This is a genomic window from Pseudarthrobacter sp. MDT1-40-2 (assembly GCF_059383595.1).
In genome coordinates this window covers 1-26,883 of sequence record NZ_JBWZCL010000011.1, presented here as the reverse complement: position 1 = coordinate 26,883, position 26,883 = coordinate 1, and the positions used below count along the sequence as shown (strand labels likewise).

Below are 26,883 nucleotides of genomic sequence, written 5' to 3'. Positions count from 1 at the left end.
GGCAGGCTCGACCACAGGTGGTCGAGCCTGCCGGAACGACAGAGTTAGCCGGCGTAGCTGCGGACTTCCGCCAGCTCGGCTTCGAGGAACGCCAGTTGACGCTCGACGGCGGCCGGCGCCGTGCCGCCCTGGGAGTTGCGGCTGTTGAGCGATCCCTCGGTGGACAAGACCGTACGGACCTCTGGAGTCAGATGCTCGGAGATGGCCGCGTATTCATCGTCCGTCAGGTCCCATAGTTCCACTCCGCGGCCTTCGGCCTGCTTCACGGCCGCGCCGGAGAGCTCGTGGGCTTCCCGGAACGGCACGCCCTGGCGGACAAGCCATTCGGCGATGTCCGTTGCCAGCGCGAAACCCTGAGGAGCCAGGGACTCCATGCGTTCGGTGTTGAACGTCAGGGTGGCAATCATGCCGGACACAGCGGGAAGCAGCAGCTCCAGGGTGTCGGCGGCGTCGAACACAGGCTCCTTGTCCTCTTGCAGATCGCGGTTGTACGCGAGCGGCAACCCCTTGAGCGTGGCCAACAGGCCCGTCAGGTTGCCGATGAGCCGTCCGGCCTTGCCCCGGGCCAACTCGGCAACATCCGGGTTCTTTTTCTGCGGCATGATCGAAGATCCTGTGGAATACGAATCATGCAAGGTGACGAAGGAGAACTCCTTGGTGGCCCAGAGAATGACCTCCTCGGAGATCCGGGACAGGTCCACGCCGATCATGGCGCACACCCAGGCGAACTCGGCGAAGACGTCGCGGGAAGCGGTGCCGTCGATTGAGTTGTGCGAAGCGGAAAAGAAGCCAAGGTCTGCGGCGACAGCCTCGGGGTCCAGGCCGAGTGAGGAACCCGCCAGGGCGCCGGAACCATAAGGTGACACCCCTGCCCGCTTGTCCCAGTCCTGGAGCCGCTGCACATCGCGCAGCAAAGCCCAGGCGTGAGCCAGGAGGTGGTGGCTGAGCAGGACCGGCTGGGCGTGTTGCAGGTGCGTGCGCCCTGGCATTGCAATGCCGTGGTGGGCCTTCGCCTGGTCAACCAGCGCGTCAACCGTGGCCAAGAGGCCGCCGGCAATGATCCGGGCGTGGTCCCGCAGGAACATCCTGCCCAGCGTGGCCACCTGATCGTTGCGGGACCGGCCGGCGCGGAGCTTGCCCCCTAATTGGGTGCCCGCCCGTTCGATCAACCCTCGTTCCAGGGAACCGTGCACGTCCTCGTCGGACTCGGCCGGCAGGTATGCGCCGGAGGCTACATCCTCGTCCAGCTGCGTCAGCGCCGCCAGCATTCCCTCAAGTTCGGCGTCATCCAGAAGGCCGGCCTTATGCAGAACGCGGGCGTGCGCCTTGGAACCGGCGATGTCGTAACGGGCCAGGCGCCAGTCGAAGTGCGTGGACTTGCTGAGCGCAGCCAAGGCATCCGCGGGGCCGCCGGCAAACCGGCCGCCCCACAGTGCGCCTTCATTTGTAGCACTGGTCACTGGCCTGCAACCCGGATGTCGCGCCCTGCAGCTACCTTGGAGGACATGCCGAACAGCTCGATGAAGCCCTTGGCCTGGGACTGATCGAAGGTGTCCCCGGTGTCGTAGGTGGCCAGGGAGAAGTCGTACAGCGAGGTCTCGGAGCGGCGGCCGTTGACGATCGCCTGGCCGCCGTGGAGCACCATTCGGATATCGCCGGAGACGTACTTCTGGGTGTCCTCGATAAAAGCATCCAGCGAACGCTTCAGCGGGGAGAACCACTGGCCGTCATACACCAACTCGGCCCAGCGCTGCCCGACAGTTGCCTTAAACCGGGCCTGCTCGCGCTCGATGGTGATGTCCTCGAGGTGCTTGTGGGCGGTAATCAGGGCCATGGCCCCTGGGGCTTCATAGATCTCGCGGGACTTGATGCCCACCAGCCGGTCTTCGACGACGTCGATACGGCCCACCCCCTGGGCGCCGGCCCGTCGGTTCAGTTCCTTGATGGCCTGCAACGGGGTGACCCGGATGCCGTCGATCGCTACGGGCACGCCGGCTTCGAAGGAGATGGTGACCTCATCGGGGGCCGGCGGAAATTCCGGCGTGGCGGTGTAGTCGTAGATGTCCTTGGTGGGCGCGTTCCAGATGTCTTCGAGGTAGCCGGTTTCGACGGCGCGTCCCCAGACGTTCTGGTCGATCGAGTACGGATTCTTCTTGGTGGTCTCGATCGGCAGTCCCTTTTCCTCGGCGAAGGCGATAGCCTTGTCGCGGGTGAGGGCGAGGTCGCGGACCGGGGCGATGCACTTCAGGTCAGGTCCCAGGGACTGGATGCCGACTTCGAACCGGACCTGGTCGTTGCCCTTGCCGGTGCAGCCGTGGGCCACGGTGGTGGCGCCGAATTCGCGGGCTGCCTTGACCAGGTGCTTGACGATCACGGGACGGGAAATGGCAGACACCAGGGGGTAGTGGCCCTGGTAGAGGCCGTTGGCCTTCAGCGTCGGGACGCAGTACTCGTTGGCGAACTCATCGGATGCGTCAGCCACGTATGCTTCGACAGCGCCGCAGCCGAGGGCACGCTGGCGGATGGTCTCCAGGGATTCGCCGCCCTGCCCGACGTCTACCGCCACGGCGATGACCTCGGCACCGGTGGCTTCACCGATCCAGCCAATTGCTACGGAAGTATCCAGGCCACCGGAGTAGGCCAGAACAATACGTTCAGTCACGTCAAGTTCTCCTTATGTTGTTGATGCAGTACTCGTCTGAAAGTCTTAGGAAAAGCCTGTCACACCGGCAGGCGTTTAGCCCGTGCCGGCTTCCTCTGCCAGCTGCAGGAACCTCGCAGCAAGCTCGGCGCCGCCCTGCGGATCCCGGGAGACCAGCAGCACGGTGTCGTCCCCGGCGATGGTGCCAAGGATGGACGGCATCACCGAATGGTCGATCGCCAGGGCCAGGAAGTTGGCAGCTCCAGGCGGGGTGCGGAGCACGGCGATGTTGGCGGAAGCCTCGGCGGTGACCAGCAGTTCCCCGCACAGCCGGGCCAGCCTGGCGTCCAGGATCTCCTGGCTGACACCGCTTTTGGCCGCCCTTTCACCGCCTTCACCGGGAACCGCGTACACCAGGACGCCTTCCTTGCCGCGTACTCGCACTGCCCCCAGTTCCACCAGGTCCCGCGACAGGGTGGCCTGGGTGACCTGGACGCCGTCGTCAGCCAACAGGGCCGCGAGCTCCGCCTGTGACCGCACCGATTCACCGGTGAGGATGGCCGTGATCCGGGCCTGGCGCGCGGTTTTGGTGGCGGGGCTGGCGCCCGGGGACGCCGGCTGGGCGGACACTAGTTGTCTGCCTCGCCCGCTGCCGCAGGGACGGGTGCCAGTCCCTCAACCACGGCAAGGCCGGACTGGTGCATCAGCCACGCCATCAGCGCCTTCTGGGCATGCAGACGGTTTTCCGCCTCGTCCCAAACGATCGACTGAGGCCCGTCAATCACACCCGCCGAAATCTCGTACCCCCGGTAGGCAGGCAGGCAGTGAAGCACGACGGCGTCATCCGCCGCGAGTGCCATGGCCTTCTCATCGACGGAGTACTTCCGGAAAAGCTCCAGACGGGCTTCCTTCTCCGCTTCCTGCCCCATGGAGACCCACGTGTCTGTGGCAACGACGTCGGCACCCTTGAGCGCCTCGGCGGCGTCGGTGGTGATCAGCACGGAGCCGCCGGTCAGGGCCGCACGTTCCTGCGCTGCGGCAACAATCCCGGCCTCCGGCTGGTAACCCTCCGGGCCGGCGATGCGGACATGCATTCCGGCTGTGACGCCGGCCAGCAGGTAGGAGTTGGCCATGTTGTTGGCGGCATCGCCCAGATAGCTCATGGTGAGCCCCTGCAGGGAACCCTTGTGTTCCTTGACCGCCAGGAGATCGGCAAGAAGCTGGCAGGGGTGGTACTCATCGCACAAGGCGTTGATCACGGGAACGCTGGAGTTCTCCGCCATGGCCACCAGTCCTGCATGCGGCCCGGTCCGCCACACGATCGTGGAAACCATGCGTTCCAGCACCTTGGCCGTGTCCTCCACGGACTCCTTGTGGCCAATCTGGGCTTCGCCGGGATTGATAATCAGTACGCTGCCGCCCATGTCCGCCACACCTGTAGCGAAGGAAACGCGGGTTCGGGTGGAGGTCTTGTCGAAGATGACGGCCACGGTCTTCCGGCCGCTGCCATCCGCAGCGTACGGCTGCACGCTGTACGGGGCAGCCTTCATGCGGGCTGCCAGGTCGAGGACTTCCGCCTGTTCCCCTGGGCTGAGGTCGGTGTCCTTGAGGAAGTGCCTGACTTTTGTGCTCATTGGGCATCCTTTGCGTTTTGGAGGATTGCCGGGAAGGCGGCAAGGAAGGTATCGGCTTGGTCGACAGAAAGAATCAGTGGGGGTGCCAGCCGCACCGTGTGTGGCCCGGGCGCGTTGAAGATAAAGCCGGCCGCGAGGCCGGCAGCCACAGCGGCGGGGGCGACGTCGGCATCCAGATCGAAGCCAATCAGCAGGCCCTCACCCCGGACTTCGGTGACGCCGTCGAGAGCGGCCAGCCCTGAGCGGAGGTGCTCGCCCACCTTGACCGCATTCTGCAGCATCTGCTGGGTTTCCAGCACGTGCAGGGTTGCCAGCGCCGCCGCGGTGGCCACCGGATTGCCGCCGAAGGTGGTGCCGTGCTGGCCGGCGGACAGCAGCGTCGAGGTGGACTCGCCGAAGGTGATCATGGCGCCGATCGGGAAGCCGCCGCCGAGTCCCTTGGCCAGCGTGATTGCATCAGGAACAATTCCGGCGGTGCCACTGGCCAGCCAGTTGCCCGTCCGGCCCATCCCGGTCTGGACCTCATCCAGGATGAGGAGGGCGCCGGCGTCGGATGTGATCTGACGGGCGGCCTGCAGGTATCCGGGCGGCAGTGGGCGGACACCCGCTTCGCCCTGGATGGGTTCCAGGAAAACGGCAGCAACGGAACTGTCGACGGCGGCACGCAGTGCCTCGACGTCGCCGAACGGAACGTGCGTAACCCCGCCGGGCAACGGCGCGAACGGCGTCCGGTAGGCTTCCTTCGCGGTCAGCGCAAGGGCTCCCATGGTCCGCCCGTGGAAGGCACCCTCAAGGGCGATGATCCGGGTGCGAGGACCATGAGCGCTCCCGTCAGCAGCGCCGTTGTTGCGGCGGGCCAGCTTGAACGCCGCTTCGTTGGCCTCGGTCCCGGAGTTGGTGAAAAAGACTTTGGAACCGGCAGGCGCCCCGGTCACCTCCAGGAGCTTCTCGGCCAAAGCCACCTGGGTGGGGCTGGTGAAGAAGTTGGAGACGTGGCCAAGGGTGGCCAGCTGGCTGGAAATCACCGAGGTCACAAAGGGGTGGGCGTGACCCAGGGCGTTAACGGCGATGCCGCCCAACAGGTCCAGGTACTCCCGGCCGTCGGCGTCCCAAACGAGGCAGCCGGCGCCGCGGACCAGGACCCGCTGCGGGGTACCAAAAACGCCCATCAGCGACGACGAGTAACGGCCGAGCCATTCGGCTCCACTGGTGTGGCCTTGGGCTTCCTCTGGTGATCGAGCCTGTCGAGATCCCTGGGTTTCGACAAGCTCAACCACCGGGTCGTTGCTGCTGATGTTCATGCCACCACGTCCTCGTCCGGGATGACCTGAGTGCCAATCCCCGCCGATGTAAAAGTTTCCAGGAGCATCGAGTGCGCCAACCTGCCGTCAACGATGTGCGCCCGCTCCACACCACCCTGGACGGCCTTCAGGCAGGCCTCCATCTTGGGGATCATGCCTGACTCCAGGGACGGCAGCAGTTCCTTGAGGTCCGACGCCGCGATGGACGAAATCAGCGAGCTCCGATCAGGCCAGTTCGCGAACAAACCTTCAACATCGGTCAGGATCACCAGTTTGGAGGCGCCCAGTGCTTCGGCCAGGGCGGCCGCTGCGGTATCGGCATTGACGTTAAGCACCTGGCCGGTGGTCTGGTGGTTGCCGGTTGGGTTGTCCATACCGCCCTCGATCTCCGGTGCAACGGTGGAGATCACCGGAATCCGGCCCGCGGCGAGGAGGTCCACGATGCCGTCCGGGTTGACGCCCACCACCTCACCTACCAGGCCCAGGTCCACTTCTTCGCCGTCGATGACGGTGCCGGTGCGGACGGCGCGGAGCAGCCCGCCGTCCTCACCGGACATCCCCACGGCGTACGGGCCGTGCGAATTGATCAGGCCGACCAGTTCGCGGCCCACCTGGCCGGTCAAGACCATCCGGACAACGTCCATGGCTTCCGGAGTTGTGACGCGGAGGCCACCCTTGAATTCGGATTCAATATCCAGCCGGCTGAGCATGGCGTTGATCTGCGGCCCGCCTCCGTGGACTACCACAGGATGGATCCCTACGTGGTGCAGGAAGACGATGTCCTCGGCGAAGGCACGGCGCAGCTCATCATTGACCATGGCGTTGCCGCCATACTTGATCACCATGGTGGTGCCGGCAAAACGCCGGATCCAGGGCAGCGCCTCGATCAGTGTTGCCGCCTTGTCCTGGGCATCGCGCATGGACGTGTTGGCACGGGTTTGGGCATTCATGGGTGTCTCTTCCGGTCCAGGGCGGTCAGCTTGAGTAGGCGCTGTTCTCGTGGACGTAGTCATGCGTCAGGTCATTGGTCCAAATGGTTGCCTCGGCGTTCCCGGCCTGCAGGTCAATGTCGACGTGGACTTCACGGGGTTCAAGGTCCACGAGGCCGCGGTCGTCACCGATGCTGCCGTTGCGGCAGATCTGGACGCCATTCATGGCCACGTTCAACTGGTCCGGATCAAAGACGGCGTTGGTGGTCCCCACCGCCGACAGGACACGGCCCCAGTTGGGGTCCTTGCCGAAGATCGCGGCCTTGAAGAGGTTGGAGCGGGCGACAGCGCGGCTGACGATTTCCGCGTCGGCCTCGCTGGCGGCGTTGAACGTGCGGATCGCGATGTCGTGGCTGGCGCCCTCGGCGTCTCCGATCAGCTTCCGGGCCAGCTCAGCGCACACGGCCGTGAGCCCCTCCCCCAGCTCGTTCGCAGACGGGACTGCGCCCGAGGCGCCGGAGGCCATCAGGACCACGGTATCGTTCGTGGACATACAGCCGTCAGAGTCCGCCCTGCCGAAGGTCACCCGCGCTGCATCGCGCAGGACGACGTCGAGCAGTTCCGGCGCGACGTCGGCATCCGTGGTGAGTACCACCAGCATGGTGGCGAGTCCGGGGGCCAACATTCCGGCACCCTTGGCCATCCCACCAATGGAGAACTCAACGCCATTGGAATCAGTGCCGATGAACAGGGCCACTTTGGACACGGAGTCCGTGGTCATGATGGCCGTTGCGGCGGCGGCCCCGCCGTCAAGGCTGAGCCCTGATGCGGCCGCTTCCACGCCCGGCAGGATCTTATCCATGGGCAGTTGCTCGCCGATCAGGCCCGTGGAACACACCACAACATCGGTGGCGGAGATGCCCAGGACGTCTGCGGTTTTCTCCGCCGTAGCATGGGTGTTCTGGAAACCCGACGGGCCGGTGCAGGCGTTGGCTCCTCCCGAGTTCAGGATAACCGCGTCAACACGGCCATCCGCAACCACCTGGCGGGACCAGTGCACGGGGGCTGCAGCCACCCGGTTGGTGGTGAAAACGGCGGCAGCGGCCTTCTTGGGGCCGTCGTTGACAACCAGGGCGAGGTCCGGCTTGCCGGAGGCCTTCAGGCCTGCGGTGATTCCGGCGGCCCGGAATCCGAGAGGGGCAGTAACGGTCACGGGGCGACTCCCTGGAGATTGAGGCCAGCCGTTTCCGGGAGGCCAAGCGCAATATTCATGGACTGCACGGCTCCGCCGGCGGTGCCCTTGGTGAGATTGTCGATGACGCAGGTCACTACCACCCGGTTTGCATGCTCATCGTACGCAAGCTGCATCACGGCATGGTTGGTTCCCTGGACCGACTTGGTGGCCGGCCACTGCCCTTCCGGCAGCAGATGGACGAACGGTTCGTCGTCGTACGCGTCAGCCCAGGCCTGGCGCAACTGCTCTGCAGTAGCACTCCCCTCTGCCTGCGGCTTTACCTTCGCCGTCGCGGTGGTGAGGATGCCCCGGCTCATAGGTGCAAGCGTAGGAGTGAAGGAAACGGTGACCTGCGCTCCTGCGGCCAGTGACAGTCCCTGCTCAATCTCAGGCGTGTGCCGATGCCCGCCACCGACGCCATAGGGGTTCATCGAGCCCATCACTTCGGAACCGATCAGGTTGACCTTGGCTGCCTTGCCTGCGCCGGAGGTTCCGGAAGCTGAAACGATCACGACGTCGTCGGGTTCCAACAGGCCGGCAGCAAACCCGGGCGTCAATGCCAGCAGCGAGGACGTGGGGTAGCAGCCGGGCACCGCGATCCGGTGGGCGTCCCGAAGTTTTTCACGGTGTCCGGGGAGTTCCGGAAGCCCGTATGGCCAGCTGCCGGCATGTGCAGAGCCGTAGAACTTCTCCCACGCCATCGGATCGGTGAGGCGGTGGTCTGCACCGGCGTCAATGACCAGCGTGCCCTCCGGCAGCTGTGCAGCCAGCGCGGCAGAAGCACCGTGCGGCAGGGCCAGGAACACCACATCGTGGCCGGAGAGATTCTCCACCGTGGTCTCTTCCAGGATGCGGTTGGCCAGCGAGTGAAGGTGCGGCTGCACTTCGCCCAGCCGTGACCCAGCGCTGCTGTGCGCTGTGATGGCACCGATGGTGACGTCCGGATGGCCGGCAAGAAGGCGCAGTACCTCGCCACCGGCGTACCCGCTGGCGCCTGAGACGGCAACTGAAATAGTCATAACTCCAACCGTACAGCAAGAATATGCATTAGTCCCGATATTTATACATGAGCCACGCCGGGGTGTCTCTGCGGCATCCTCCGGCGCGGCGCTGCCGGGGCCATGTTGCCGGCGGCGGCGAAGGTACTCAATATGATGGCTTACGGGTCCGGGTGGGGAAGTCCCGGCCGGAGAAGGAGAATTCCATGACTCATGCAATTAGTGCCCGGCAGCCAGGCGGCCCGGAAGTCCTTGAATACGTTCCCGTCGACCAGCCCGTGCCCGGCCCGGGCCAGCTCCTGGTCAAGGTGGCGGCGGTCGGCGTGAATTTCATTGACACGTACCAGCGCAGCGGCATCTACAAGGTGGACTACCCCTTCACCCCGGGCTCGGAGATGGCTGGAACTGTCGAAGCCCTGGGCGCGGGCGTCGAACTCTTCGCGGTTGGAGACCGCGTGGCCACGGCCGAAGGCACCCGTTGCTACGCGGGCTACACCGTCCTGGATGAAGCCAAGGCACTGCCCGTCCCCGACGGCCTTGACGACCGCAGCGCCGCAGCCCTGCCGCTACAGGGAATGACCGCGCATTACCTGATGAACTCCACCTTCCGGGTGGAGCCTGGCCAGACCGTTCTCATGCATGCCGGCGCCGGCGGAGTAGGACTGCTGCTCATCCAGTTGCTCAAGGCGCGCGGGGCCCGGGTCATCACCACGGTGTCCACGGACGAGAAAGAAAGCCTGGCCCGGGGAGCGGGCGCGGATGACGTTCTGCGTTACGAAGGTTTCGCGGAGAACGTCCGGGAACTCACCAACGGCACCGGAGCGGACGTGGTGTATGACGGCGTCGGAAGAACCACCTTCGAGAACTCGCTGGCGTCACTGCGTACCCGGGGAACCCTGGTGTTGTTCGGCGCGGCCTCCGGGCCCGTGCCGCCCTTTGATCCGCAGCGCCTCAATGCTGCCGGCGGCCTGTACCTCACCAGGCCCTCACTGGCGCACTACCTGCTCAACCCGACCGAACGACGCTGGCGGTCCAAAGAAATTTTCGACGCCGCCGCTGGTGGCGACCTTAAGGTCCATATCGGCGCGGAGTACCCGCTGTCCGCGGCAGCAGAGGCCCATACATCCCTTGAAGGGCGGCAGACCACCGGAAAGCTGGTCCTGATCCCGTGAAAAGGGCCTGATGAAAAAGGGCTGAAGGATGACACCAGGCAACGCTGACATGAACGATCCAGGAACGGGCAGTAGCCGTGAAGCAAACTTCGACACCTTTTGTTCATCTCTGAACGGGACACTTTCCCAGTGATCGAGAACCTCGCAGACAGCAATCCTCCTGAGCCGAAGGTGTACCAGCCGCAGATGCCCGGCGGAAGCGCCGCCCCGGCGCCGCGCACACTGATAGACATCCTCGAGCAAACGGCGGCGGCCCACCCGGAGGCGTCCGCGCTGGATGATGGCATAACCTCGCTGAGCTACACCCAACTGCTGGCCGAAGTCCGGACCCTGGGCAGGCGACTTCACCAGGCCGGGCTCGGCGCCGGAGACAAGATTGGCGTCCGGATTCCTTCGGGTACCAACGAGCTCTACATCGCCATCCTGGCCATCCTGCTGGTGGGAGCTGCCTATGTCCCCGTTGATGCCGACGATCCAGAGGAGCGCGCGCGGCTGGTTTTCGGTGAAGCCAAAGTGGCGGCCGTTATCGGCGCAGGGTCCAGCATCGCCTTGACGGCTGACCGCCCCCGGCCGTTCCCGGCACCGCGGAAGGCCGTGGCGGACGACGACGCCTGGGTGATTTTCACCTCCGGTTCCACAGGAACGCCGAAGGGCGTTGCGGTCCAGCACCGTTCGGCCGCAGCCTTCGTTGATGCCGAAGCCAGGATCTTCCTCAAATCCGAGCCCCTCGGTCCGCAGGACCGCGTGCTGGCCGGGTTGTCGGTTGCTTTTGACGCATCCTGCGAGGAAATGTGGCTCGCCTGGCGCAACGGTGCCTGCCTTGTGCCCGCTCCCCGGGCCCTGGTCCGCACCGGCATGGACCTGGGTCCCTGGCTGATCAACCACGGCATCAGCGCTGTGTCAACGGTGCCCACGCTTGCGGCCCTGTGGCCGGCCGAATCCCTCGAGAACGTCAGGCTGCTGATTTTCGGCGGCGAAGCATGCCCGCCTGAACTTGCCCGGCGGCTGGCCGTCGAAGGCCGTGAAGTCTGGAACACCTACGGCCCCACCGAGGCTACAGTGGTGGCGTGCGCCGCTCCCCTGGGGGGTCCCGGCCCGGTGCGGATCGGCCTGCCTCTGGATGGCTGGGACCTGGCCGTCGTTGACGGCAACGGTGTCCCCGTGCCCGAAGGTGCCATCGGCGAACTGATTATTGGCGGAGTCGGGTTGGCCCGCTACCTCGATCCTGCGAAGGACGCTGAGAAATACGCCCCCATGCCCTCACTCGGCTGGGCCCGTGCTTACCGGTCAGGAGACCTGGTCCGCTTTGAAACTGGAGGCCTCATCTTCATGGGCCGCGCCGACGAACAAGTTAAGCTCGGCGGCCGGCGGATTGAGCTGGGCGAAATTGATTCTGCCCTGCAGTCCCTGCCGGGTGTTGGCGGGGCGGCAGCGGCGGTGCAAACTACTGCCGCCGGTAACCAGATCCTGGTGGGTTATCTGGCCCCCGCCGGACCGGACGGACTTGACCTCACGGAAGCCCGCGCCCTGCTGGCCGCCACTCTTCCCGCGGCGCTGATCCCGCTGTTGACCACGGTGGAATCGCTGCCCACCAAAACCAGCGGCAAGGTGGACCGCCACGCCCTGCCCTGGCCGCTTGCCGGTGCCGCCGCAGCAGATGCCGATGCTGCACCGATGAACCTTCCGGAGGATGCGCACTGGATTGTGGAACAGTGGTCGGCCGTGCTGGGCAGCCCGGTGACTACCCTCGATGCGGACTTCTTTGCCTACGGCGGCGGATCCCTGGCTGCAGCCCAGCTGGTCTCGGCCCTGCGCGTACGCTACCCCACCATTACGGTGGCGGACATCTATGCGACGCCCCGGGTCGGTGCCTTGATCGACACCGCACGGCAATCACTGCCTGAAGGAGTTACGGCTGCCCCCGCCACGCAACGCTCGGTACGGCCCACAGCCAACAAGTCGCAGCTGTTCCAGACACTGATGGGCATTCCGCTGCACGTCCTGGTGGGCATGCGCTGGTTGACCTACTTGATGGTGGCGAACAACCTGCTGGCAGCCTTCGCCGGGTTCACAGAAGCTCCCACTGTTTCCTGGTGGTGGGTTGGTGTTTCCTGGCTGGTCTTCGTAAGCCCGGCCGGGCGGATGGCCATTTCCATAGCCGCGGCGCGCATCCTGCTCCGGGGCGTAGCTCCCGGCCGCTACCCCCGGTCCGGGAAGATCCACCTCCGGCTATGGCTTGCCGAACAGATCCAGGACCTCGCTGGAGCCGTCAGCCTTGCCAGCGCACCGTGGGTTCCTTCCTATGCCCGCGCACTCGGCGCCAAGATCGGCAATGACGTCCAACTCCATTCGCTGCCGCCCGTCACCGGGTTCCTGTCCCTGGGCCACGGTGCCAACATCGAACCGGAGGTGGACCTTTCCGGCTGGTGGATCGACGGCGACCACGTCCACATCGGCCGCGTACACGTAGGCGCGGGAGCCACCGTTGGTGCCCGCAGCACGCTGATGCCCGGCGCCTCGATCGGAGCAAGGGCCAGCGTCGATGCCGGCTCGGCGGTTTTGGGCAAGGTCAAAGCCGGCCAGGCAGTTGCTGGATCCCCCGCACAACGCCGCGGCAAAGCGAAGCGGGAATGGCCTGACGCTCCGCCGGTAGGGAAAACCACGGGCCGCGTCTGGTTCGCGGCCTTTGCGGCAGCATCCGCCGTCCTGTCGCTGATCCCTTATCTTTCCGCGGCCGCAGCCGCAGCCGTGGTGTTCCTGTTTATCCGCGGCAGCAGCTCACTGGCAGATGCCACGCCACAGGTCCTGGCTTCCCTGCCGCTGGCCGCTCTCGTTTGGTTCGCGGTCAACATGCTGCTGGTCCTGGGCACCACCCGGCTGCTCAGCATCGGCCTGGTCCCCGGGTACTACAGGGTCCGGAGCCGCATCGGCTGGCAGGTCTGGGCCACGGAACGGGTGTTGGACCTGGCCCGGGACCTCCTGTTCCCCATATATGCCAGCCTTTTCACGCCCGTGTGGCTGAGGCTGCTGGGGGCCAGGATCGGCAAGAACGTGGAGGCTTCGACCGTCCTCCTGTTGCCCAAAATGACCACCGTGGGTGACGGCGCGTTCCTGGCCGACGACACCATGGTGGCTTCGTATGAACTGGGTGGTGGTTGGCTGAAGATCGCACCTGCAAAAATCGGCAAAAGGTCATTCCTGGGCAACTCCGGGATGACCGCCGCCGGCCGCAGTGTTCCCAAGAACTCACTGGTCGCCGTGCTGTCAGCCACGCCAAGCAAAGCCAAGTCCGGCACTTCATGGCTGGGCAGCCCGCCTGTGCGGTTGCGCCGAACGGCAGTGGCCTCCGACTCAAGCCTGACCTACAAGCCGTCCACAAGGCTGAAAGTGGCCCGCTCGCTCTGGGAGCTGTGCCGGTTCATACCGGTGGTCCTCACGGTGGGGATCGCAGCCGGAATCATGCTTGCGGCCGATGCCATCGCCGCAGCCGCCGGATACTGGGCAGCAGCCGCCGTGGGCGGCATCGTGATGCTTGTGGCCGGTGGTGTTGCCGCAGCCAGCGCGGTGGCTGCGAAGTGGCTCCTGGTGGGCCGGATCCGCGCCGGGGAACATCCCCTGTGGAGCCAGTTCATCTGGCGGAACGAAGTGGTGGACACCTTCATCGAGATGGTCAGTGCCCCTTGGTTTGCCCGCGCGGCAGCAGGCACTCCTGCCCTGGTCTGGTGGCTGCGCGCCCTGGGAGCCAAGATCGGCAGCGGGGCGTGGTGTGAAAGTTACTGGCTGCCCGAGGCCGACCTGGTGACCCTGGGCAAGAACTCCACCGTCAACAGGGGCTGCGTTATCCAGACCCACCTGTTCCATGACAGGATCATGAGCCTGGATACTGTCCAACTCGAAGATGGGGCCACCATGGGTCCGCACGGCGTCATCCTCCCCCAGGCATCGATAGGCAGCGGCGGAACTGTAGGGCCAGCGTCGCTGGTCATGCGCGGCGAGCATGTTCCAGCCGGAACGTACTGGATGGGGAATCCCGTCAGTCCCTGGAAGGGTCCGGTCGATCCGGCCGATTCCAAGCCCGCCGGCAGCGGTGAGCCGCTACCCATCCCCGTCTCTGTCCCTGTCTCTGTCCTATAGGTGTGACATCCTGACAACTTCCCTCGTTCCTGACATTAAGGCTTTGATGAGTTTCCCCCACGTCCCAGGACCAGCTGCGGCAATGCCGGATGCGCACCCGTGGCCTGATCCGTACATGCCGGAGCAGGGCACTGACGCCTTCCACGTTGGACTTTACGAACTGGACCTGGATTACCGGCTGGCCAGCAACAAGCTCACTGCACGTGCCCTGCTCCACGCAACCGCCCTGCGGGCCTCATCTGCAATCGTGCTGGATTTCACCGGGCTGCGCGCCGTGAAGGTGCTGTTCAATGGCAAGAAAGCCGGCAGCTTCAGCCAGCGGGCCGAACAACTGGTGATTGTTCCAGCCGACCCGCTGGCCGAAAACGAAGAGTTCATCCTGGACATCCGATACCAGGGCAACCCGGCTCCCCGTCGAGGACTGTGGGGTGAGGTGGGCTGGGAGGAGCTGACCGACGGCGTGCTGGTTGCCGGGCAACCCAACGGAGCACCTTCCTGGTTTCCGTGCAACGACCATCCGCGCCACAAGTCCCAATTCCGGATCAGCGTCACCACGGACGACAACTACCGCGCGGTCAGCAACGGCCGGCTGGTAGGGCGGACCCGCAAGTCCAGCCGGGAAACGTGGACTTATGAGCAGCTCGATCCCATGGCTACCTACCTCGCCACGGTACAGATTGGCCGCTACGCGCTGCTCCCCCTGATAGCTGCCGCCCCGGCTGCGGCGCCGGCCGATTCACCTGCGGCCGATTCACCCGCCCCACCCCGGAACACATCCCAAACCCCGGTGGTGCAAAATGTGGCGGTCAGCCCGGAACTTTCCCGCCAGGCCCGCGAGGGGCTGGCCCGCCAGAACGACATGATGCGGACGTTTGTGCGCTGCTTCGGCCCCTACCCGTTCCCGGAATACACGGTAGTGGTAGCTGATGACGAGCTTGAGATTCCATTGGAGGCGCAGTCGTTGTCCATCCTCGGCCGGAACCATCTGGGCCAGGACTGGGAATCACAACGATTGATTGCCCACGAGCTGGCGCACCAGTGGTTCGGCAATTCCCTCACGTTGGCTTCCTGGCACGACATCTGGTTGCATGAAGGCTTCGCCTGCTACGCGGAGTGGATCTGGTCCGAGGAGAGCGGCGGTCCTGGCATTGAGGAGCGCGCCTACGCCGCGTGGCGGAAGCTCAGCGGCGGCGTCCAGGACCTGATGATCGGCGATCCTGGCCCTGAGCTGATGTTCGATGACCGGGTGTACAAACGCGGCGCCCTGGCGCTCCACGCCCTCCGGGTTCGCAGCGGAGACATGGCTTTCTTCGCCCTGATGCATGAATGGACACGGACCAACGCCCACGGTTCGGTGACCACTGCAGACTTCATCCTGGCCGCTGACCACGCAACCGGGCTGGACTGCGAACAGCTGCTGCACCCTTGGCTGCTGGAGGAAAAGCTGCCCGCCTTCCCCCGCGCCTGACGGCTCTTATCCCGCGGCTACCGCCGCGGCAAGGTGCTGCGGCATTCCAGCTTCCCTCGGCGCCAAATCCCGGAGGCCGGGCAGGCAGAGGACGTCGACGGCGCCCGGTGACGTCCGCAGCCCCCCGCCCTGCATCTTCAGCCACGCTTCTTTGCGTGCCCACAAGCGCGCCCGTGCCTGGTTGCGGACTTCCGCCGGCTCCCTGGCGACTACCGCCGCTTCGGCGGCTGTGAGCACCGTGGCGTCAAAACCGGCAAAGCCGACGGCGGCGGGATCCTCAACGTCCACCCCGAGTCGAAGCCCGGCGGGCGGTTCCGGTAGGCCGGCCAGCAGGATCCAACTGCCGGTCCTGGCCAGGCTCAGGAGTAACGGGAGGGTGCGGCCGTTGTGTGAATACCCTGGGCGGCCATGGGCCCTGTCGCCATCCTCCGCGCATTGCGGGCAAGTGTAGTCAACAGTAAGTTCTGAGCCCGGGATGTCCATCAGGTCAGCGGCGAACTGCCGCAGGGCTATCCTTCCTGCGCGGAAGCGTCCGGAAGTCAGAGGCTCCATGGCGGCGGCGCGCCGCTCTTCTGCGGGGTCCAGCCGAACGGTTTCCCCTGTCCGGGCATCTGCAATGGGCGGCGCAGCAACATGAAAGGCGCGGAACACCACGTCTGATGACATTGGTTCCGCGCCTTCCTGTCGTAGTCCTGTACGTCACCAGCGCCTAACGCTGGACTGCACCAAACCGATCGGCTGCCAAGGCCACGGCTGCTTCACGGGCCGCAGAAGCCTCATCAGCAGTAAGCGTCCGGTCGTCGGCCCGGAAGCGCAGGCCGAACGCCAGCGATTTGCTGCCCTCCGGGATGCCCTTGCCTGAATAGACATCGAACAAGGCAACGTCCTCCAGCAACCCGCCGGCACCTTCACGCAGTGCAGCAAGGACTTCGGCGGCCGGGATCTCCTGCGGCACCACCAGAGCAACATCCTGGGTGGCAACCGGGAAACCCGAGATGGGCTTTGCCACAATGACATCTGCCGCTGCATGGAAGAGCACATCCGCATTCAGTTCCAGCGCTACCGCCCTGGCAGGCATGTCGTGGGCGGCCAGCAGTTTGGGATGCAGCTCGCCGGCGTAGCCCACAACCTCACCGGACCGGAGGGCCAGTTGTGCTGTCCGGCCCGGGTGGAAGGCCTGGTGCGCACCCTGGCCCACCACGAGTTCAACGCCCAGCACGTCGCCTGCGAGCCGGGCAATATCCAGCGCGTCGGCCCAGTCCCAGGGGCGGGGCGTATGGCCGGCAGCGGCGGGAGATTCATGACCGGTGAGCACTGCGGCGACGTACAGCGGCTGGTGCGGGACGCCGTCGTACAGTCCGTCAAGAACCTCATCAGCCGGGCGGACGCCCAGCGGCGGGATGGACGGGGTTCCCAGTGTTCCTTCGGGCAGGAACACCGAGCCGGACTCGAACAGCGCGAGGTCACGGAAACCCCGCGACAGATTGCGGCGGGCCACCTCGAAGAGTCCGGGGAGGATGGAGGTTCGCAGGTACCCCTGTTCCTCGCTGATGGGATTGGCCAGCTTCAGGGCACTGCGCGGTGAGCCCTGTTCCGGGGTGCCAAACGTGTCGTTGGCGGACTTGGACACGAACGGATAGGACAGGACCTCAGTCAGTCCGGAGTCCGCCAGCGCCTGGACCAGGCGCCGCCGCTGCTGCTGGGTGCGGGTTAGCCCGCGGCCGGGAGGAGCGACCGGAAGCGTGGCGGGAATCTGGTCGTAGCCAACCAGACGGGCGATTTCCTCGGTGAGGTCGTCCCTGGTCTCCAGATCGTGGCGCCAGCTTGGCGCGCTGACCCGGTATCCGTCAGCCGTTTTTTCCACGGTGCCGCCCAGGTCCTGCAGGGCGGTGGTGATCTGTTCCTCGGTGAAGTCGATCCCAATCCGTGCCGCCGCGTAGCCCTCCGGCAATTCAATCACGACGGCGTCGGGTGCTGTTCCGACGTCGGTCCCGGTCTGCTGGGCGGTCCCGCCGGCCAGTTCCACCAGGAGATCGACAGCCCGCTGCGCCGCGACATCGGCAATGTGCCAGTCAACGCCCCGTTCGAAGCGCTTGGAGGCCTCTGACGGCAGCTTGTGCCGGCGACGGGAACGCGCGATGGAAACCTCTTCGAAGTGCGCCGCTTCGATGAGGACGGTCGACGTCGCATCTGTCACCTCGGTAGCTGCGCCGCCCATGACTCCGGCGATGCCGATGGCACCGGAAGCGTCAGTGATGAGAAGGTCCTCCGCGTCCAGCGCGCGCTCCTTGCCGTCCAGGGTGGTGAGCTTTTCACCGGCGACGGCGCGGCGCACGGCGATTTCGCCGGTCAGTTTGTCCTGGTCGTAGAAGTGCAGCGGCTGGCCCAGTTCCAACATCACGTAGTTGGAGATATCAACGGGCAGCGAAATCGACCGGATGCCGGCCAGCCGCAGCCGCGAGGACATCCAGGCCGGTGTGGGAAGCGTGGCGTCCACGCCGGTCACCGTGCGGGCAACAAAGCGGTCGCAGCCGGGCTTGCCGTAGATAGGTGCTGCGTCGTTGATCTTGACCGGATAGCCCGCCGCAAGGGACACCGGGACGGCCACCCTGGGGGCAGGGTCCACGAAGGGAGTACCGGTTGCGTGGGCGTACTCGCGGGCAACACCGCGGATGGAGAAGGCATAGCCACGGTCAGGCGTGACGTTGATTTCGGCAGCCTGGTCATAAAGGCCCAGCAGCTCCATGGCGTCTGTACCGATTTCCGGGTCCAGCCCAATCCTGGACAACACCAGGATGCCGTCGTGGTCATCGCCGATTCCGAGTTCCCGGACAGAGGCGATCATGCCTGCCGACAGGTGGCCGTAGGTTTTGCGCGCCGAAATCCGGAAGTCGCCGGGCAGGACGGCACCGGGCAGCGTGACGACGACTTTGTCGCCCTCAACAAAGTTGTGGGCTCCACAAATAATGCCTTGTACGCCGGAGGGGTCGATGCCTTCGCCGGTGAGGGTCTGTTCCTGACCTTCCGGCACCACCCGGACCTGGCACCAATTGATGGTCTTGCCGTTGGATTGGGGTTCCTTGACGAGGCTCAGAACCTGTCCCACCACGATGGGACCCTGCAGGGTGTCCGTGGGACGGTGCACGTCTTCTTCTTCAAAGCCGACCTTGACGAGGTCTGCCATGACGTCTTCGGCCGTCGCATTGGCCGGTACCTGCGCGAATTCACGCAGCCAGGAAAGTGGGATACGCACTGTTAGATCTCCATCCCGAAGTGCTCGCTGAAACGTACATCGCCTTCGATCATGTCGCGCATGTCCCCCACTTCGTTGCGGAACATCAGGGCGCGCTCAATGCCCATGCCGAAGGCAAAACCTGAATAAACATCCGGATCGATGCCGGCGGCGCGAAGCACGTTGGCATTGACCATGCCGCAGCCGCCCCACTCGATCCAACGCGGACCGCCCTTGGCGCCGGGATGCCAGATGTCCAGTTCGGCTGAAGGCTCGGTGAACGGGAAATAGTTCGGCCGCAGCCGGACGGAGGCCTGGTCGCCAAACATCTGCCGGGTGAAATGCTCCAGCGTGCCCAGCAGGTCAGCCATGCTGAGGTTTTTGTCGATGGCAAGGCCTTCAAACTGGTGGAACACAGGAGTGTGGGTGGCGTCGAGTTCGTCGGTGCGGAACACCTTGCCTGGGCACAGCACGTAAATGGGCAGGTCCCGTTCCAGCATGGACCGAACCTGCACCGGAGAGGTGTGGGTCCGCATCACAAGGTGGGCCTCGGGAGGCTCGACGAAGAAGGTGTCCTGCATTTCCCGGGCAGGGTGGTCAGGCTTGAAATTCAAGGCATCGAAGTTGAACCATTCCGATTCGACCTCCGGGCCTTCGGCGATTTCCCATCCCATGCCGACGAAAATGTCGCAGACCCGGTCCTGCAGGGTGGACAGAGGATGGCGCGCACCGGCACGGCGGCGACGCGGGGCCGCCGTGACGTCAACTGTTTCCTCCAGCAGGATGCGGGCATCGTTTTCCGCTTCCAGCTCAGCCGTACGGGCAGCGAGTGCCTGGTTAACGCGGCCGCGCGAGGATCCCATGAGCTTGCCGGCGGCGGCCTTGTCTTCCTTGGACAGCTTGCCGATGCCGCGGTTGGCCATGCTGAGCGGCGACTTCTCGCCGGTGTGGGCGAGCCTGACCGTCTTCAGGTCCTCAAGCGACGCGGCGGCGGCAATAGCCTCCAGCGCCCGCTCCACGGCCGCTGTGATGGCGGCTTCGTCCAGGGGGTTCGGGGCGTCTGCGCCCGGCAGAGTTTCAGTCATCTACTGTTCTTAGCTACGAGTCGGTGGGCCGGCGACATCCACCGGCATGCTAGCGGGACAATGACAATACAGTCACAATGCAGTCCGGGCCCGCCGGAGTACCGGCGGCCACTAGCGTCCAGTCTAGTAGAACCCGCCAGCTACGATGTCCCCATGACAGCGGCGAACATCCCGTTGACGCGGCCCGAACGCCTTCGACAGGCGGCGAACGTGATCAACGGGAGCACTGCATTGGGGCTCCTGCTCGCCGGCGCGGCGGGGTTGAGGGTGGTTCCCGGTCCGCACGGCCTGCTGCTGGCGGCCGGTTACCGGTGGCGTCTGCCTGTTGCCGGCGCTTTTACCATCGGCAACGTCGTTATTTTTCGAACCCGGGGAACCGGTCCCGTCCCCGATCCCCGCCAGGCGGATCCGGGGCTCCTGGGCCATGAAGCACACCACGCCAACCAATATGCAGCGTTCCTTGGCCCGTTCTTCCTGCCTCTCTATTTCCTTGCCGCCGCCTGGTCCTGGCTTCGGACGGGCAACACGGGTTCCGGAAACATCTTTGAACGGCAGGCCGGCCTGGAAGCCGGCGGTTACCCTGTGCGTGGTAATGAACGGAAAATGCGAGGGAGGAAGCCATGGAGAAGGATCAGCCTGTGAACACCATTACCGTGACGGGAACGGGGACGGCCGAGTCCGTTCCGGACCTGCTTTCCCTCTCCCTGGCGCTCGAATCCCGTCGGGACAATGTGGCCGCAGCCTATGAAAGCCTTGGCGAAGCGGTCCGCGCAGTGACGGTCAGCCTCCGCGGCAACGGGGTTCAGGACCAGGACATCTCCACCGCCGGTATCAACGTCAGGGCGGACGTAACCTGGCGGGAGGGCCAAGGCCAGATTGTGACCGGCTACCTCGCAGGCAGTGCCCTCGATGTCCGGCTCCGCATGCCTGATGCCGCGCAGGTGATCTCCGACGCCGTGACGGCCGGCGGGAATGACGTCCGCCTCAATGGAACGGTCCCCGGCTTTACCGATGAAACCGCGATCATGGCTGAGGCCAGGAGATACGCCTGGCACAACGCGGAGGCTGCCGCGTCCCAACTGGCACGGCTGGCCGGAGCCAGCCTGGGCAAAGCGGAGTCGGTTCAGGAAGACCCGGCGTCACAAAACATGGTCCCGCTTGCCGGAATCCGGCGGGCTGCGTCGGTTGAATCTGTACCGATGGAACGCGGGACAACCGCCGCCCATTGCGTGCTGACCATTACCTGGTCCCTCAGCTATCCGGACACCACCGAAGCGTAGAGCCCGGGATGCTTGACTTAACTTCGAACATATATTCGAATTAGGTCATGAGATGGGATGCACAAGCACTGGAACCACCGGCCCTGCCTATGGCGGATGCCAGTGCAGTGGCAGCACCTGCCCTTATCCCCCTCGCCGGTTTGGTCCGTTCAGTCACCACGCCCGAGTTCTCCGGCATCACCTTCCATGAGGTCACTGCCAAATCGGTGCTCAACAAGGTGGTTGCCGGTTCACGAATGCCGTTTGAATGGACCATCAACCCGTACCGCGGCTGCAGCCACGCCTGCGTGTATTGCTTTGCACGGAAGAGCCATACGTATTTGGACTTCGATTCAGGACTGGACTTCGACAGCCAGGTAGTGGTTAAGGTCAATGCCGCGGAGGTTCTCCGAAAAGAGCTGGCCAGGCCGTCCTGGGCGCGGCATCAAGTCGCCCTGGGAACCAATACGGATCCATACCAGCGTGCGGAAGGCCGCTACAAGCTGATGCCCGGCATCATTACCGCCCTGGCTGATTCGGGCACTCCCCTGTCCATCCTCACGAAGGGGACACTCCTGGCCCGGGACATTCCGCTCCTGAAGAGCGTTGCCACGCAGGTACCTGTCGGCGTCGGAATATCTCTGGCGATGACGGACGAGGCCCTGTCCGAAGCGGTGGAGCCTGGCACGCCGGGCCCCAGGGCCAGACTGAAACTCATCTCCCGGCTGCGGGAAGCAGGGCTGCCGTGCGGTGTAATGGCCATGCCAATCCTTCCGTGGCTGTCGGACAGTGATGAGGCCCTTGACGCTCTGTTTGCGTCCCTGGCCGCTGCCGGAGCCACGGGCGTTACTGCGGGCGCCCTGTACCTGAAGCCAGGCACCAGGGAATGGTTCATGCAGTGGATCGCCGCGAAGCATCCTGAGCTTGCAGGCCGGTACCGGCGGCTGTACGGCACTGGTTCCTATGCTTCCAAGGAGTACCGGTCATGGCTTTCCGCCAAGGTCCGCTATTTCAAGGAGCGGCATGGCTTCTCCGGTTCCCAGGGCTTCAGCCACCGGGACCTGGACGACGATCCGCGCGAAGAAGAGGCGCAGTATCCTGCCGGTATCATCCCTTCCACCGGAGAAATTGCACTACATGGCGAACGGCGGGCTGGAGATCTCCAGCCCGCCGTTGCAGGGCAGCGTCAGCAGCCCACTCTCTTCTAGCGCCGCTTGTGCAGGTCCGGCTTTGCTGCCCGGTCCTGCGGCGGTGCTACAGCTGCCCGGTCCTGCGGCGGCGCTTTCGCGCCCCCTTCGGGCGGGCAATCACCCCGGACTCAGCTGCCAGGCGTCCCGGGCGTTGTGGCGTCCAGGTATTGCTGCAGCGCACTGACAATCGGGAGGTCAGCCGGAATCCAGGGAAGAGCGAGAGCATCATCACGTTCCAGGAGGCTGACCCAGCGCAGTTCATCGTGGTCTTCCAGCGGCTGCGGCTCACCCGAGGTGATCTCGGCAAACCACACGCGCATGACCGCCTTCTCATTCAATGGCCAGCCCAGCGGGTGACCTGCGGGCAGTTCCGTCCCCAGCAGGACCTCGATGCCCAGTTCTTCCTTCAGTTCCCGGTGCAACGCCTGCCTCGGCTCCTCGCCATGCTCAACTTTGCCGCCTGGGAATTCCCACATCCCGGCAAAGCGTTCCGGTGCCGTCCGCCGGGCAACCAGCAGCCGGGTGGGTGCGTCCAGCGAATCCAGCACCGCCCCGCCCACCACGTGTATAAGTTCAGTCACCGGCCCAGTGTACGCGGCGGCCACGGGAAGGAATCAGGCTACGGGGTTGTTGCTGCCATAGGATCTAGGGGTGCCTGCCGGTCCATGGCGTCGGCGGCATAGCCTCTGGAACTCTTCCCCCTACACTCTTCGAAATGCAGGTTCATGACGCAGTCATTAAAGTCGGCTACCCTCCGTCCCGCGCAGCCCTTCAGCCTCGCTTGGGCCCTCCTCGCACTGGCCATGGGCGGTGTCGGAATCGGCATTACCGAGTTCACCATGATGGGTTTGCTGACGGAGGTTGAGAAGGGCCTTCGGATCAGCACTCCCGAGGCAGGCCACCTGATCTCGGCGTATGCCTTGGGCGTAGTAGTCGGTGCGCCGCTGTTGGCCGCCGTCGGTGCGCGGATGCCGCGTAAACGCCTTGCACTCGGACTGATGGTGGTTTTCACCATCGCCAACCTGTCCTCGTTCATCGCGCCTGACTACGCCACGATGCTGATTTCGCGCTTCGTTTCGGGGCTCCCCCACGGGGCATTCTTCGGCGTTGCCGCGGTCATCGGCGCTTCACTGGTGGCGCCAAGCCGACGTGGCTGGGCTATCTCCATGGTCATGGCAGGCCTATCCGTCTCCAACGTCGTCGGAGTGCCCCTTGCCACCTGGGTGGGGCAGACCTTCGGCTGGCGATTCCTGTTCGTCATGGTCGCCTTCCTGGGTCTCGTCACGCTTGCCATGATCTGGAGGTTCGTCCCGTTCCAGGAGGCACACCCGGACGCGAGTATCCGACGGGAACTCGGCGCCTTGCGCCGCATCCAGGTCTGGCTGGCAATCCTCATAGGCGTTGTTGGCTTTGGCGGTTTCTTCGCCACCTATACCTATATTGCCCACACGATGACCCTGGTGGCCGGGATGCCATCAACCTGGATTCCGATCGTCGTAGCCTTGTACGGACTTGGCATGGTGGCCGGTAATGTCGTCGGCGGCAGGTTGGCGGACAGATCGGTGATGGGGACGATTTACCGTGTCCTGCCGGGCATTGCAGTCGCCCTGGTGGTTTACGCTGTCGCTGTCCACTGGCCCTGGAGCGCCTTCGTCATGGTGTTCGTAGTCGGCGCAGCGGGGTCGATGCTGGTGCCCGCGCTGCAGACAAGGCTTCTGGATGCTTCTCCGGATGCGCCGTCGTTGGCATCCTCACTGAACCACGCGGCCCTCAACGTCGCCAACGCGCTGGGTGCCTTCCTGGGCGGTCTGGTCATTGCGTGGGGTTGGGGCTACGTGGCCCCGGCGCTCGTCGGCGCGGTCCTGGCTGTCCTTGGCCTGGCAGTCGCCCTCTTCAGCGGGCACCTGGGACGGAAGAGACCACTGGTGTCCTGACCGTGGGCCAATCCGTCTGGCACCCGGAAGAAGGCTTCCAGCAGGCGCCCGCGACACGCATCCGACGTACCATAAGTCTGCTGACAATAAGGTTGCTGTGTGTTAGCTTGAAGCATCATCGGGAAGACACCATCCCGACGAATATGTAGGAGGAGATATGGGCTTTCTAGGCTGGATCATTCTCGGACTCATTGTTGGAGCCATCGTCAAGGCCGTCATGCCCGGCAGGGTGGGCGGCGGCTGGGTCACCAGCCTCGTGCTGGGTGTCGTCGGCGCCATCGTCGGCGGTTGGATCGGCGATCTTCTGTTCGGCGGCGGCCGGATGGAATTCTGGAACATCGGTTCCTGGCTTCTTGCTATCGTCGGCGGCTTGGTTGTAGCCGGCATCTATGGAGCCATCACCGGACGGAACAAGACCACAACCTAACTACTGCCGTTATCAAGAACAGTTGAAGGCTCCCACCCATACGGGTAGGAGCCTTCAACACGTTAAAGCTTCAGTTGGGTACTTGGTGGCTCAACGGGCCGGCCGCTGTGACCGCGCGCTGGCGTAAAGGCAAACTGTGGCCGCGGTGCCCAGGTTCAGGCTCTCTGCAGCACCATATACCGGGACGGCTACCCGGTGGTCAGCCAGCGCGAGCTCTTCTTCCGAGAGGCCTTGGGCCTCGTTGCCGAAGAACCAGGCCGTCGGAGATTCCAGGGGATAAGCGGAGGCTTTGCCGGTGCCGCCCAGCCGCCGTGCGGCATTTTCGTCCTGAAGCTGGTCCAGGTTCAGCGTGCCGTAGCCATCAGCAGCAAGGATCCCGATACCGCGGTCCCGAAGCTTTCCAGCCAGCGCAGCAACGTCGGCGCCAAGCACCACGGGCAGGTGGAACAGGGAGCCGGCCGTTGAGCGGACGGCCTTCGGATTATAGATATCTACGCTCGACCCGGTGAGGACCACTGCGTCAGCACCCGCAGCGTCCGCGGCGCGGAGGACAGTTCCTGCGTTGCCCGGATCCCGCACCTGGCAAAGGACGGCTATAAGGCGCGGACCGCCGTCGAGCACTGAGTCGAGGGTGACGTCAATGAAACGGCACACAGCCACGATCCCCTGGGGATTGACGGTGTCTGCCATGGCGGAAAGGACTTCCTCTGTGGCAATCCTCGCGTCGGTTCCCGCGGCAAGCCCTTCGAACTCGGGAAATTTTTCCAGGCAGGCCTCGCTGGCGTAGACCTCGAGGACCACACCTTCTCCCCCGGCCTTCAGCCTTGCCTGGTGCAACAGGAGCGCTTCCCGGACTGCCTGCGGACCCTCGGCGATAAAGCGGCCCCGCCTTAAACGGACCGGGCGCCCTGCAAGCTTTGCCACTTCCCTCACCCGATCGGCTCGGGGATTGGAGAGTGGAAAGTCTTGCGGGCGCCCGGTTTCGTTCATACAAGAACTTTAGTTGCTGTTGCAGCAGGTTCTTGAACGAGCTAAATCTGGAGCTTTGAGTCAGCTTACTCGGCAGCCGTCTTGACGGCAGGCTTCTTGGCAGCTTTGGCCTTGGGAGCCGGGGCTGCTTCGACGGCCACGGCCGGAGCGGACGTGTCCGCGGGCAGCGAGTCCTTGGCAACCTTGACCAGCGCAGCAAAGGCGTTGGCGTCGGAGACGGCCAGCTCTGCAAGCATGCGGCGGTCAACCTCGACCTCAGCGGCCTTCAGGCCCTGGATCAGTCGGTTGTAGGTCAGGCCGTTGGCGCGGGATGCAGCATTGATACGCTGGATCCACAGGCGACGGAAGTCACCCTTCTTCTTCTTGCGGTCGCCGTAGCTGTACACAAACGAGTGCAGCAGCTGCTCTTTGGCCTTGCGGTACAGGCGCGAACGCTGACCGCGGTAGCCTTTGGCCCGCTCAAGGATAACCCGGCGCTTCTTGTGGGCGTTTACCGCCCTCTTCACACGTGCCACGTGCGTACTCCTTCAAAAATTCATATCCCAAGCATCTACTGCCGGTCTCCCGGCGGCCTGAGAAGGCTGTTTGGTAGTTGACAACTGCCAGGTGGCAGAGTCAGGAACTTGGAACTTAGATGCCGAGCATCTTCCGGATGACCTTGGCGTCGCCCTTGAAGACGATCTTGTCACCGGCCAGGCGGCGGGTAAGCCGGCTGGACTTGTGCTCGAGGTAGTGACGGCGGTTGGCCTGCTGGCGGCGCAGCTTGCCGGTACCAGTCAGCTTGAAGCGCTTCTTGGCGCCGCTGTGGGTCTTCATCTTCGGCATGGGAACCGATCTCCTTACGTGTCCGCAGACTAGGTCTGCAGTTCATCGCGCAGCCTCCCCTGGAGGAGGCGTGCTGGTTGCTGACTGACCGGGCGGAACCCGGTCAGCTTGACTAGTTGGTCTTCTTGCCAGCCGGCTTGGGCGCTGCGGGCCTAGCCGCAGGCTTGGGAACCGCAGGCTTGGCAACAGGCTTAGGCGTGGGCACAGGAACTGCCGGCTTAGGGGCCGGAGCCGGAGTAGCTTTCGGTGCCTCGGTTTTAGGGGCAGCCTTCGGAGCCTCAGCCTTCGGAGCTTCAGCCTTAGGCGCAGCCTTCGGAGTTTCGACCTTGGGCGCAGCCTTCGGAACTTCAGCCTTAGGCGCAGCCTTCGGAGCTTCGACCTTGGGCGCAGCCTTCGGAACTTCAGCCTTAGGCGCAGCCTTCGGAGCTTC

24 protein-coding genes are annotated in these 26,883 nt (G+C 64.7%); 8 read left to right on the top strand and 16 right to left on the bottom strand.

Going from position 1 to position 26,883, the window contains the following annotated elements:
* Nucleotides 1-44: 44 nt before the first annotated feature.
* From argH to argC, 8 genes are all read right to left on the bottom strand, one after another.
* Nucleotides 45-1,460, bottom strand: a complete 1,416-nt coding sequence (gene argH, locus AC50X5_RS16730; protein ID WP_494977199.1) for an argininosuccinate lyase — start codon at nucleotides 1,458-1,460, stop codon at nucleotides 45-47.
* Nucleotides 1,457-2,662 carry an argininosuccinate synthase gene (locus AC50X5_RS16725; protein ID WP_494977198.1) on the bottom strand — a complete coding sequence of 402 codons (1,206 nt, stop codon included), beginning with the start codon at nucleotides 2,660-2,662 and terminating at the stop codon, nucleotides 1,457-1,459. Before AC50X5_RS16725 ends, argH begins: the two co-directional genes overlap by 4 nt.
* Nucleotides 2,663-2,737: 75 nt before the next feature.
* Nucleotides 2,738-3,271, bottom strand: coding sequence for an arginine repressor (locus AC50X5_RS16720; protein WP_493986273.1), 534 nt, complete (start codon nucleotides 3,269-3,271; stop codon nucleotides 2,738-2,740).
* Complete coding sequence (argF, locus tag AC50X5_RS16715; protein ID WP_494977197.1) at nucleotides 3,271-4,275, bottom strand: ornithine carbamoyltransferase; 1,005 nt, start codon at nucleotides 4,273-4,275, stop codon at nucleotides 3,271-3,273. The genes AC50X5_RS16720 and argF overlap by 1 nt, the downstream gene beginning before the upstream one ends.
* Nucleotides 4,272-5,576, bottom strand: a complete 1,305-nt coding sequence (locus AC50X5_RS16710; RefSeq protein ID WP_494977196.1) for an acetylornithine transaminase — start codon at nucleotides 5,574-5,576, stop codon at nucleotides 4,272-4,274. Before AC50X5_RS16710 ends, argF begins: the two co-directional genes overlap by 4 nt.
* Entirely contained in the window at nucleotides 5,573-6,526 is a 954-nt protein-coding gene (gene argB / locus AC50X5_RS16705) for an acetylglutamate kinase (protein ID WP_494977195.1), read from the bottom strand. The genes AC50X5_RS16710 and argB overlap by 4 nt, the downstream gene beginning before the upstream one ends.
* A 25-nt stretch (nucleotides 6,527-6,551) precedes the next feature.
* Nucleotides 6,552-7,718, bottom strand: a complete 1,167-nt coding sequence (gene argJ / locus AC50X5_RS16700) for a bifunctional glutamate N-acetyltransferase/amino-acid acetyltransferase ArgJ (RefSeq protein WP_494977194.1) — start codon at nucleotides 7,716-7,718, stop codon at nucleotides 6,552-6,554.
* Entirely contained in the window at nucleotides 7,715-8,758 is a 1,044-nt protein-coding gene (gene argC / locus AC50X5_RS16695) for an N-acetyl-gamma-glutamyl-phosphate reductase (protein WP_494977193.1), read from the bottom strand. Before argC ends, argJ begins: the two co-directional genes overlap by 4 nt.
* 185 nt (nucleotides 8,759-8,943) lie before the next feature.
* Here argC and AC50X5_RS16690 point away from each other — a divergent pair, with 185 nt between their 5' ends.
* From AC50X5_RS16690 to AC50X5_RS16680, 3 genes are all read left to right on the top strand, one after another.
* Nucleotides 8,944-9,909: a quinone oxidoreductase family protein gene (locus AC50X5_RS16690; protein ID WP_494977192.1), complete on the top strand. Its 966-nt coding sequence runs from the start codon at nucleotides 8,944-8,946 to the stop codon at nucleotides 9,907-9,909.
* A gap of 186 nt (nucleotides 9,910-10,095) precedes the next feature.
* Nucleotides 10,096-14,043, top strand: coding sequence for a Pls/PosA family non-ribosomal peptide synthetase (locus AC50X5_RS16685; RefSeq protein ID WP_494977206.1), 3,948 nt, complete (start codon nucleotides 10,096-10,098; stop codon nucleotides 14,041-14,043).
* A gap of 46 nt (nucleotides 14,044-14,089) precedes the next feature.
* Nucleotides 14,090-15,511, top strand: coding sequence for a M1 family metallopeptidase (locus AC50X5_RS16680; RefSeq protein ID WP_494977191.1), 1,422 nt, complete (start codon nucleotides 14,090-14,092; stop codon nucleotides 15,509-15,511).
* A gap of 6 nt (nucleotides 15,512-15,517) precedes the next feature.
* Here AC50X5_RS16680 and AC50X5_RS16675 read toward each other — a convergent pair whose 3' ends face one another.
* From AC50X5_RS16675 to pheS, 3 genes are read right to left on the bottom strand one after another with little or no spacing between them, the layout of a single operon-like run.
* The gene (locus AC50X5_RS16675; RefSeq protein ID WP_494977190.1) at nucleotides 15,518-16,177 is read right to left on the bottom strand and encodes a 4'-phosphopantetheinyl transferase family protein; all 660 of its coding nucleotides are present in this window, start codon (nucleotides 16,175-16,177) and stop codon (nucleotides 15,518-15,520) included.
* A gap of 43 nt (nucleotides 16,178-16,220) precedes the next feature.
* Nucleotides 16,221-18,764, bottom strand: coding sequence for a phenylalanine--tRNA ligase subunit beta (gene pheT / locus AC50X5_RS16670; protein ID WP_494977189.1), 2,544 nt, complete (start codon nucleotides 18,762-18,764; stop codon nucleotides 16,221-16,223).
* Between the two features lie 2 nt (nucleotides 18,765-18,766).
* The gene (gene pheS, locus AC50X5_RS16665) at nucleotides 18,767-19,828 is read right to left on the bottom strand and encodes a phenylalanine--tRNA ligase subunit alpha (RefSeq protein WP_494977188.1); all 1,062 of its coding nucleotides are present in this window, start codon (nucleotides 19,826-19,828) and stop codon (nucleotides 18,767-18,769) included.
* 153 nt (nucleotides 19,829-19,981) lie between these two features.
* Here pheS and AC50X5_RS16660 point away from each other — a divergent pair, with 153 nt between their 5' ends.
* Genes AC50X5_RS16660 through AC50X5_RS16650 form a run of 3 tightly spaced genes read left to right on the top strand, consistent with a single transcriptional unit; the run spans nucleotide 19,982 to nucleotide 22,295 of the window.
* Complete coding sequence (locus tag AC50X5_RS16660) at nucleotides 19,982-20,470, top strand: hypothetical protein (protein ID WP_494977187.1); 489 nt, start codon at nucleotides 19,982-19,984, stop codon at nucleotides 20,468-20,470.
* A complete protein-coding gene (locus AC50X5_RS16655; RefSeq protein WP_494977186.1) occupies nucleotides 20,467-21,108 on the top strand; it encodes an SIMPL domain-containing protein in 642 nt (213 codons plus the stop codon). Before AC50X5_RS16660 ends, AC50X5_RS16655 begins: the two co-directional genes overlap by 4 nt.
* A gap of 47 nt (nucleotides 21,109-21,155) precedes the next feature.
* Nucleotides 21,156-22,295: an Rv2578c family radical SAM protein gene (locus AC50X5_RS16650; protein WP_494977185.1), complete on the top strand. Its 1,140-nt coding sequence runs from the start codon at nucleotides 21,156-21,158 to the stop codon at nucleotides 22,293-22,295.
* A gap of 110 nt (nucleotides 22,296-22,405) precedes the next feature.
* Here AC50X5_RS16650 and AC50X5_RS16645 read toward each other — a convergent pair whose 3' ends face one another.
* Complete coding sequence (locus AC50X5_RS16645) at nucleotides 22,406-22,858, bottom strand: (deoxy)nucleoside triphosphate pyrophosphohydrolase (protein ID WP_494977184.1); 453 nt, start codon at nucleotides 22,856-22,858, stop codon at nucleotides 22,406-22,408.
* Nucleotides 22,859-23,002: 144 nt separating this feature from the next.
* Between AC50X5_RS16645 and AC50X5_RS16640 the strand changes: the two genes are divergently transcribed.
* A complete protein-coding gene (locus AC50X5_RS16640) occupies nucleotides 23,003-24,211 on the top strand; it encodes an MFS transporter (protein ID WP_494977183.1) in 1,209 nt (402 codons plus the stop codon).
* Nucleotides 24,212-24,368: 157 nt separating this feature from the next.
* The gene (locus tag AC50X5_RS16635) at nucleotides 24,369-24,638 is read left to right on the top strand and encodes a GlsB/YeaQ/YmgE family stress response membrane protein (protein WP_330186976.1); all 270 of its coding nucleotides are present in this window, start codon (nucleotides 24,369-24,371) and stop codon (nucleotides 24,636-24,638) included.
* Between the two features lie 90 nt (nucleotides 24,639-24,728).
* Here AC50X5_RS16635 and AC50X5_RS16630 read toward each other — a convergent pair whose 3' ends face one another.
* The 4 genes from AC50X5_RS16630 to AC50X5_RS16615 all read right to left on the bottom strand — a co-directional run.
* Nucleotides 24,729-25,628 (bottom strand): TrmH family RNA methyltransferase, encoded by a 900-nt coding sequence (locus AC50X5_RS16630; RefSeq protein WP_494977182.1) that lies wholly within the window; start codon nucleotides 25,626-25,628, stop codon nucleotides 24,729-24,731.
* A 65-nt stretch (nucleotides 25,629-25,693) separates the two neighbouring features.
* Complete coding sequence (gene rplT, locus AC50X5_RS16625) at nucleotides 25,694-26,143, bottom strand: 50S ribosomal protein L20 (protein ID WP_494977181.1); 450 nt, start codon at nucleotides 26,141-26,143, stop codon at nucleotides 25,694-25,696.
* A 115-nt stretch (nucleotides 26,144-26,258) separates the two neighbouring features.
* Nucleotides 26,259-26,453: a 50S ribosomal protein L35 gene (gene rpmI, locus AC50X5_RS16620; RefSeq protein ID WP_003798720.1), complete on the bottom strand. Its 195-nt coding sequence runs from the start codon at nucleotides 26,451-26,453 to the stop codon at nucleotides 26,259-26,261.
* A gap of 112 nt (nucleotides 26,454-26,565) precedes the next feature.
* On the bottom strand, nucleotides 26,566-26,883 hold a 318-nt coding region (locus AC50X5_RS16615; protein WP_494977180.1), incomplete at its 5' end, for a hypothetical protein.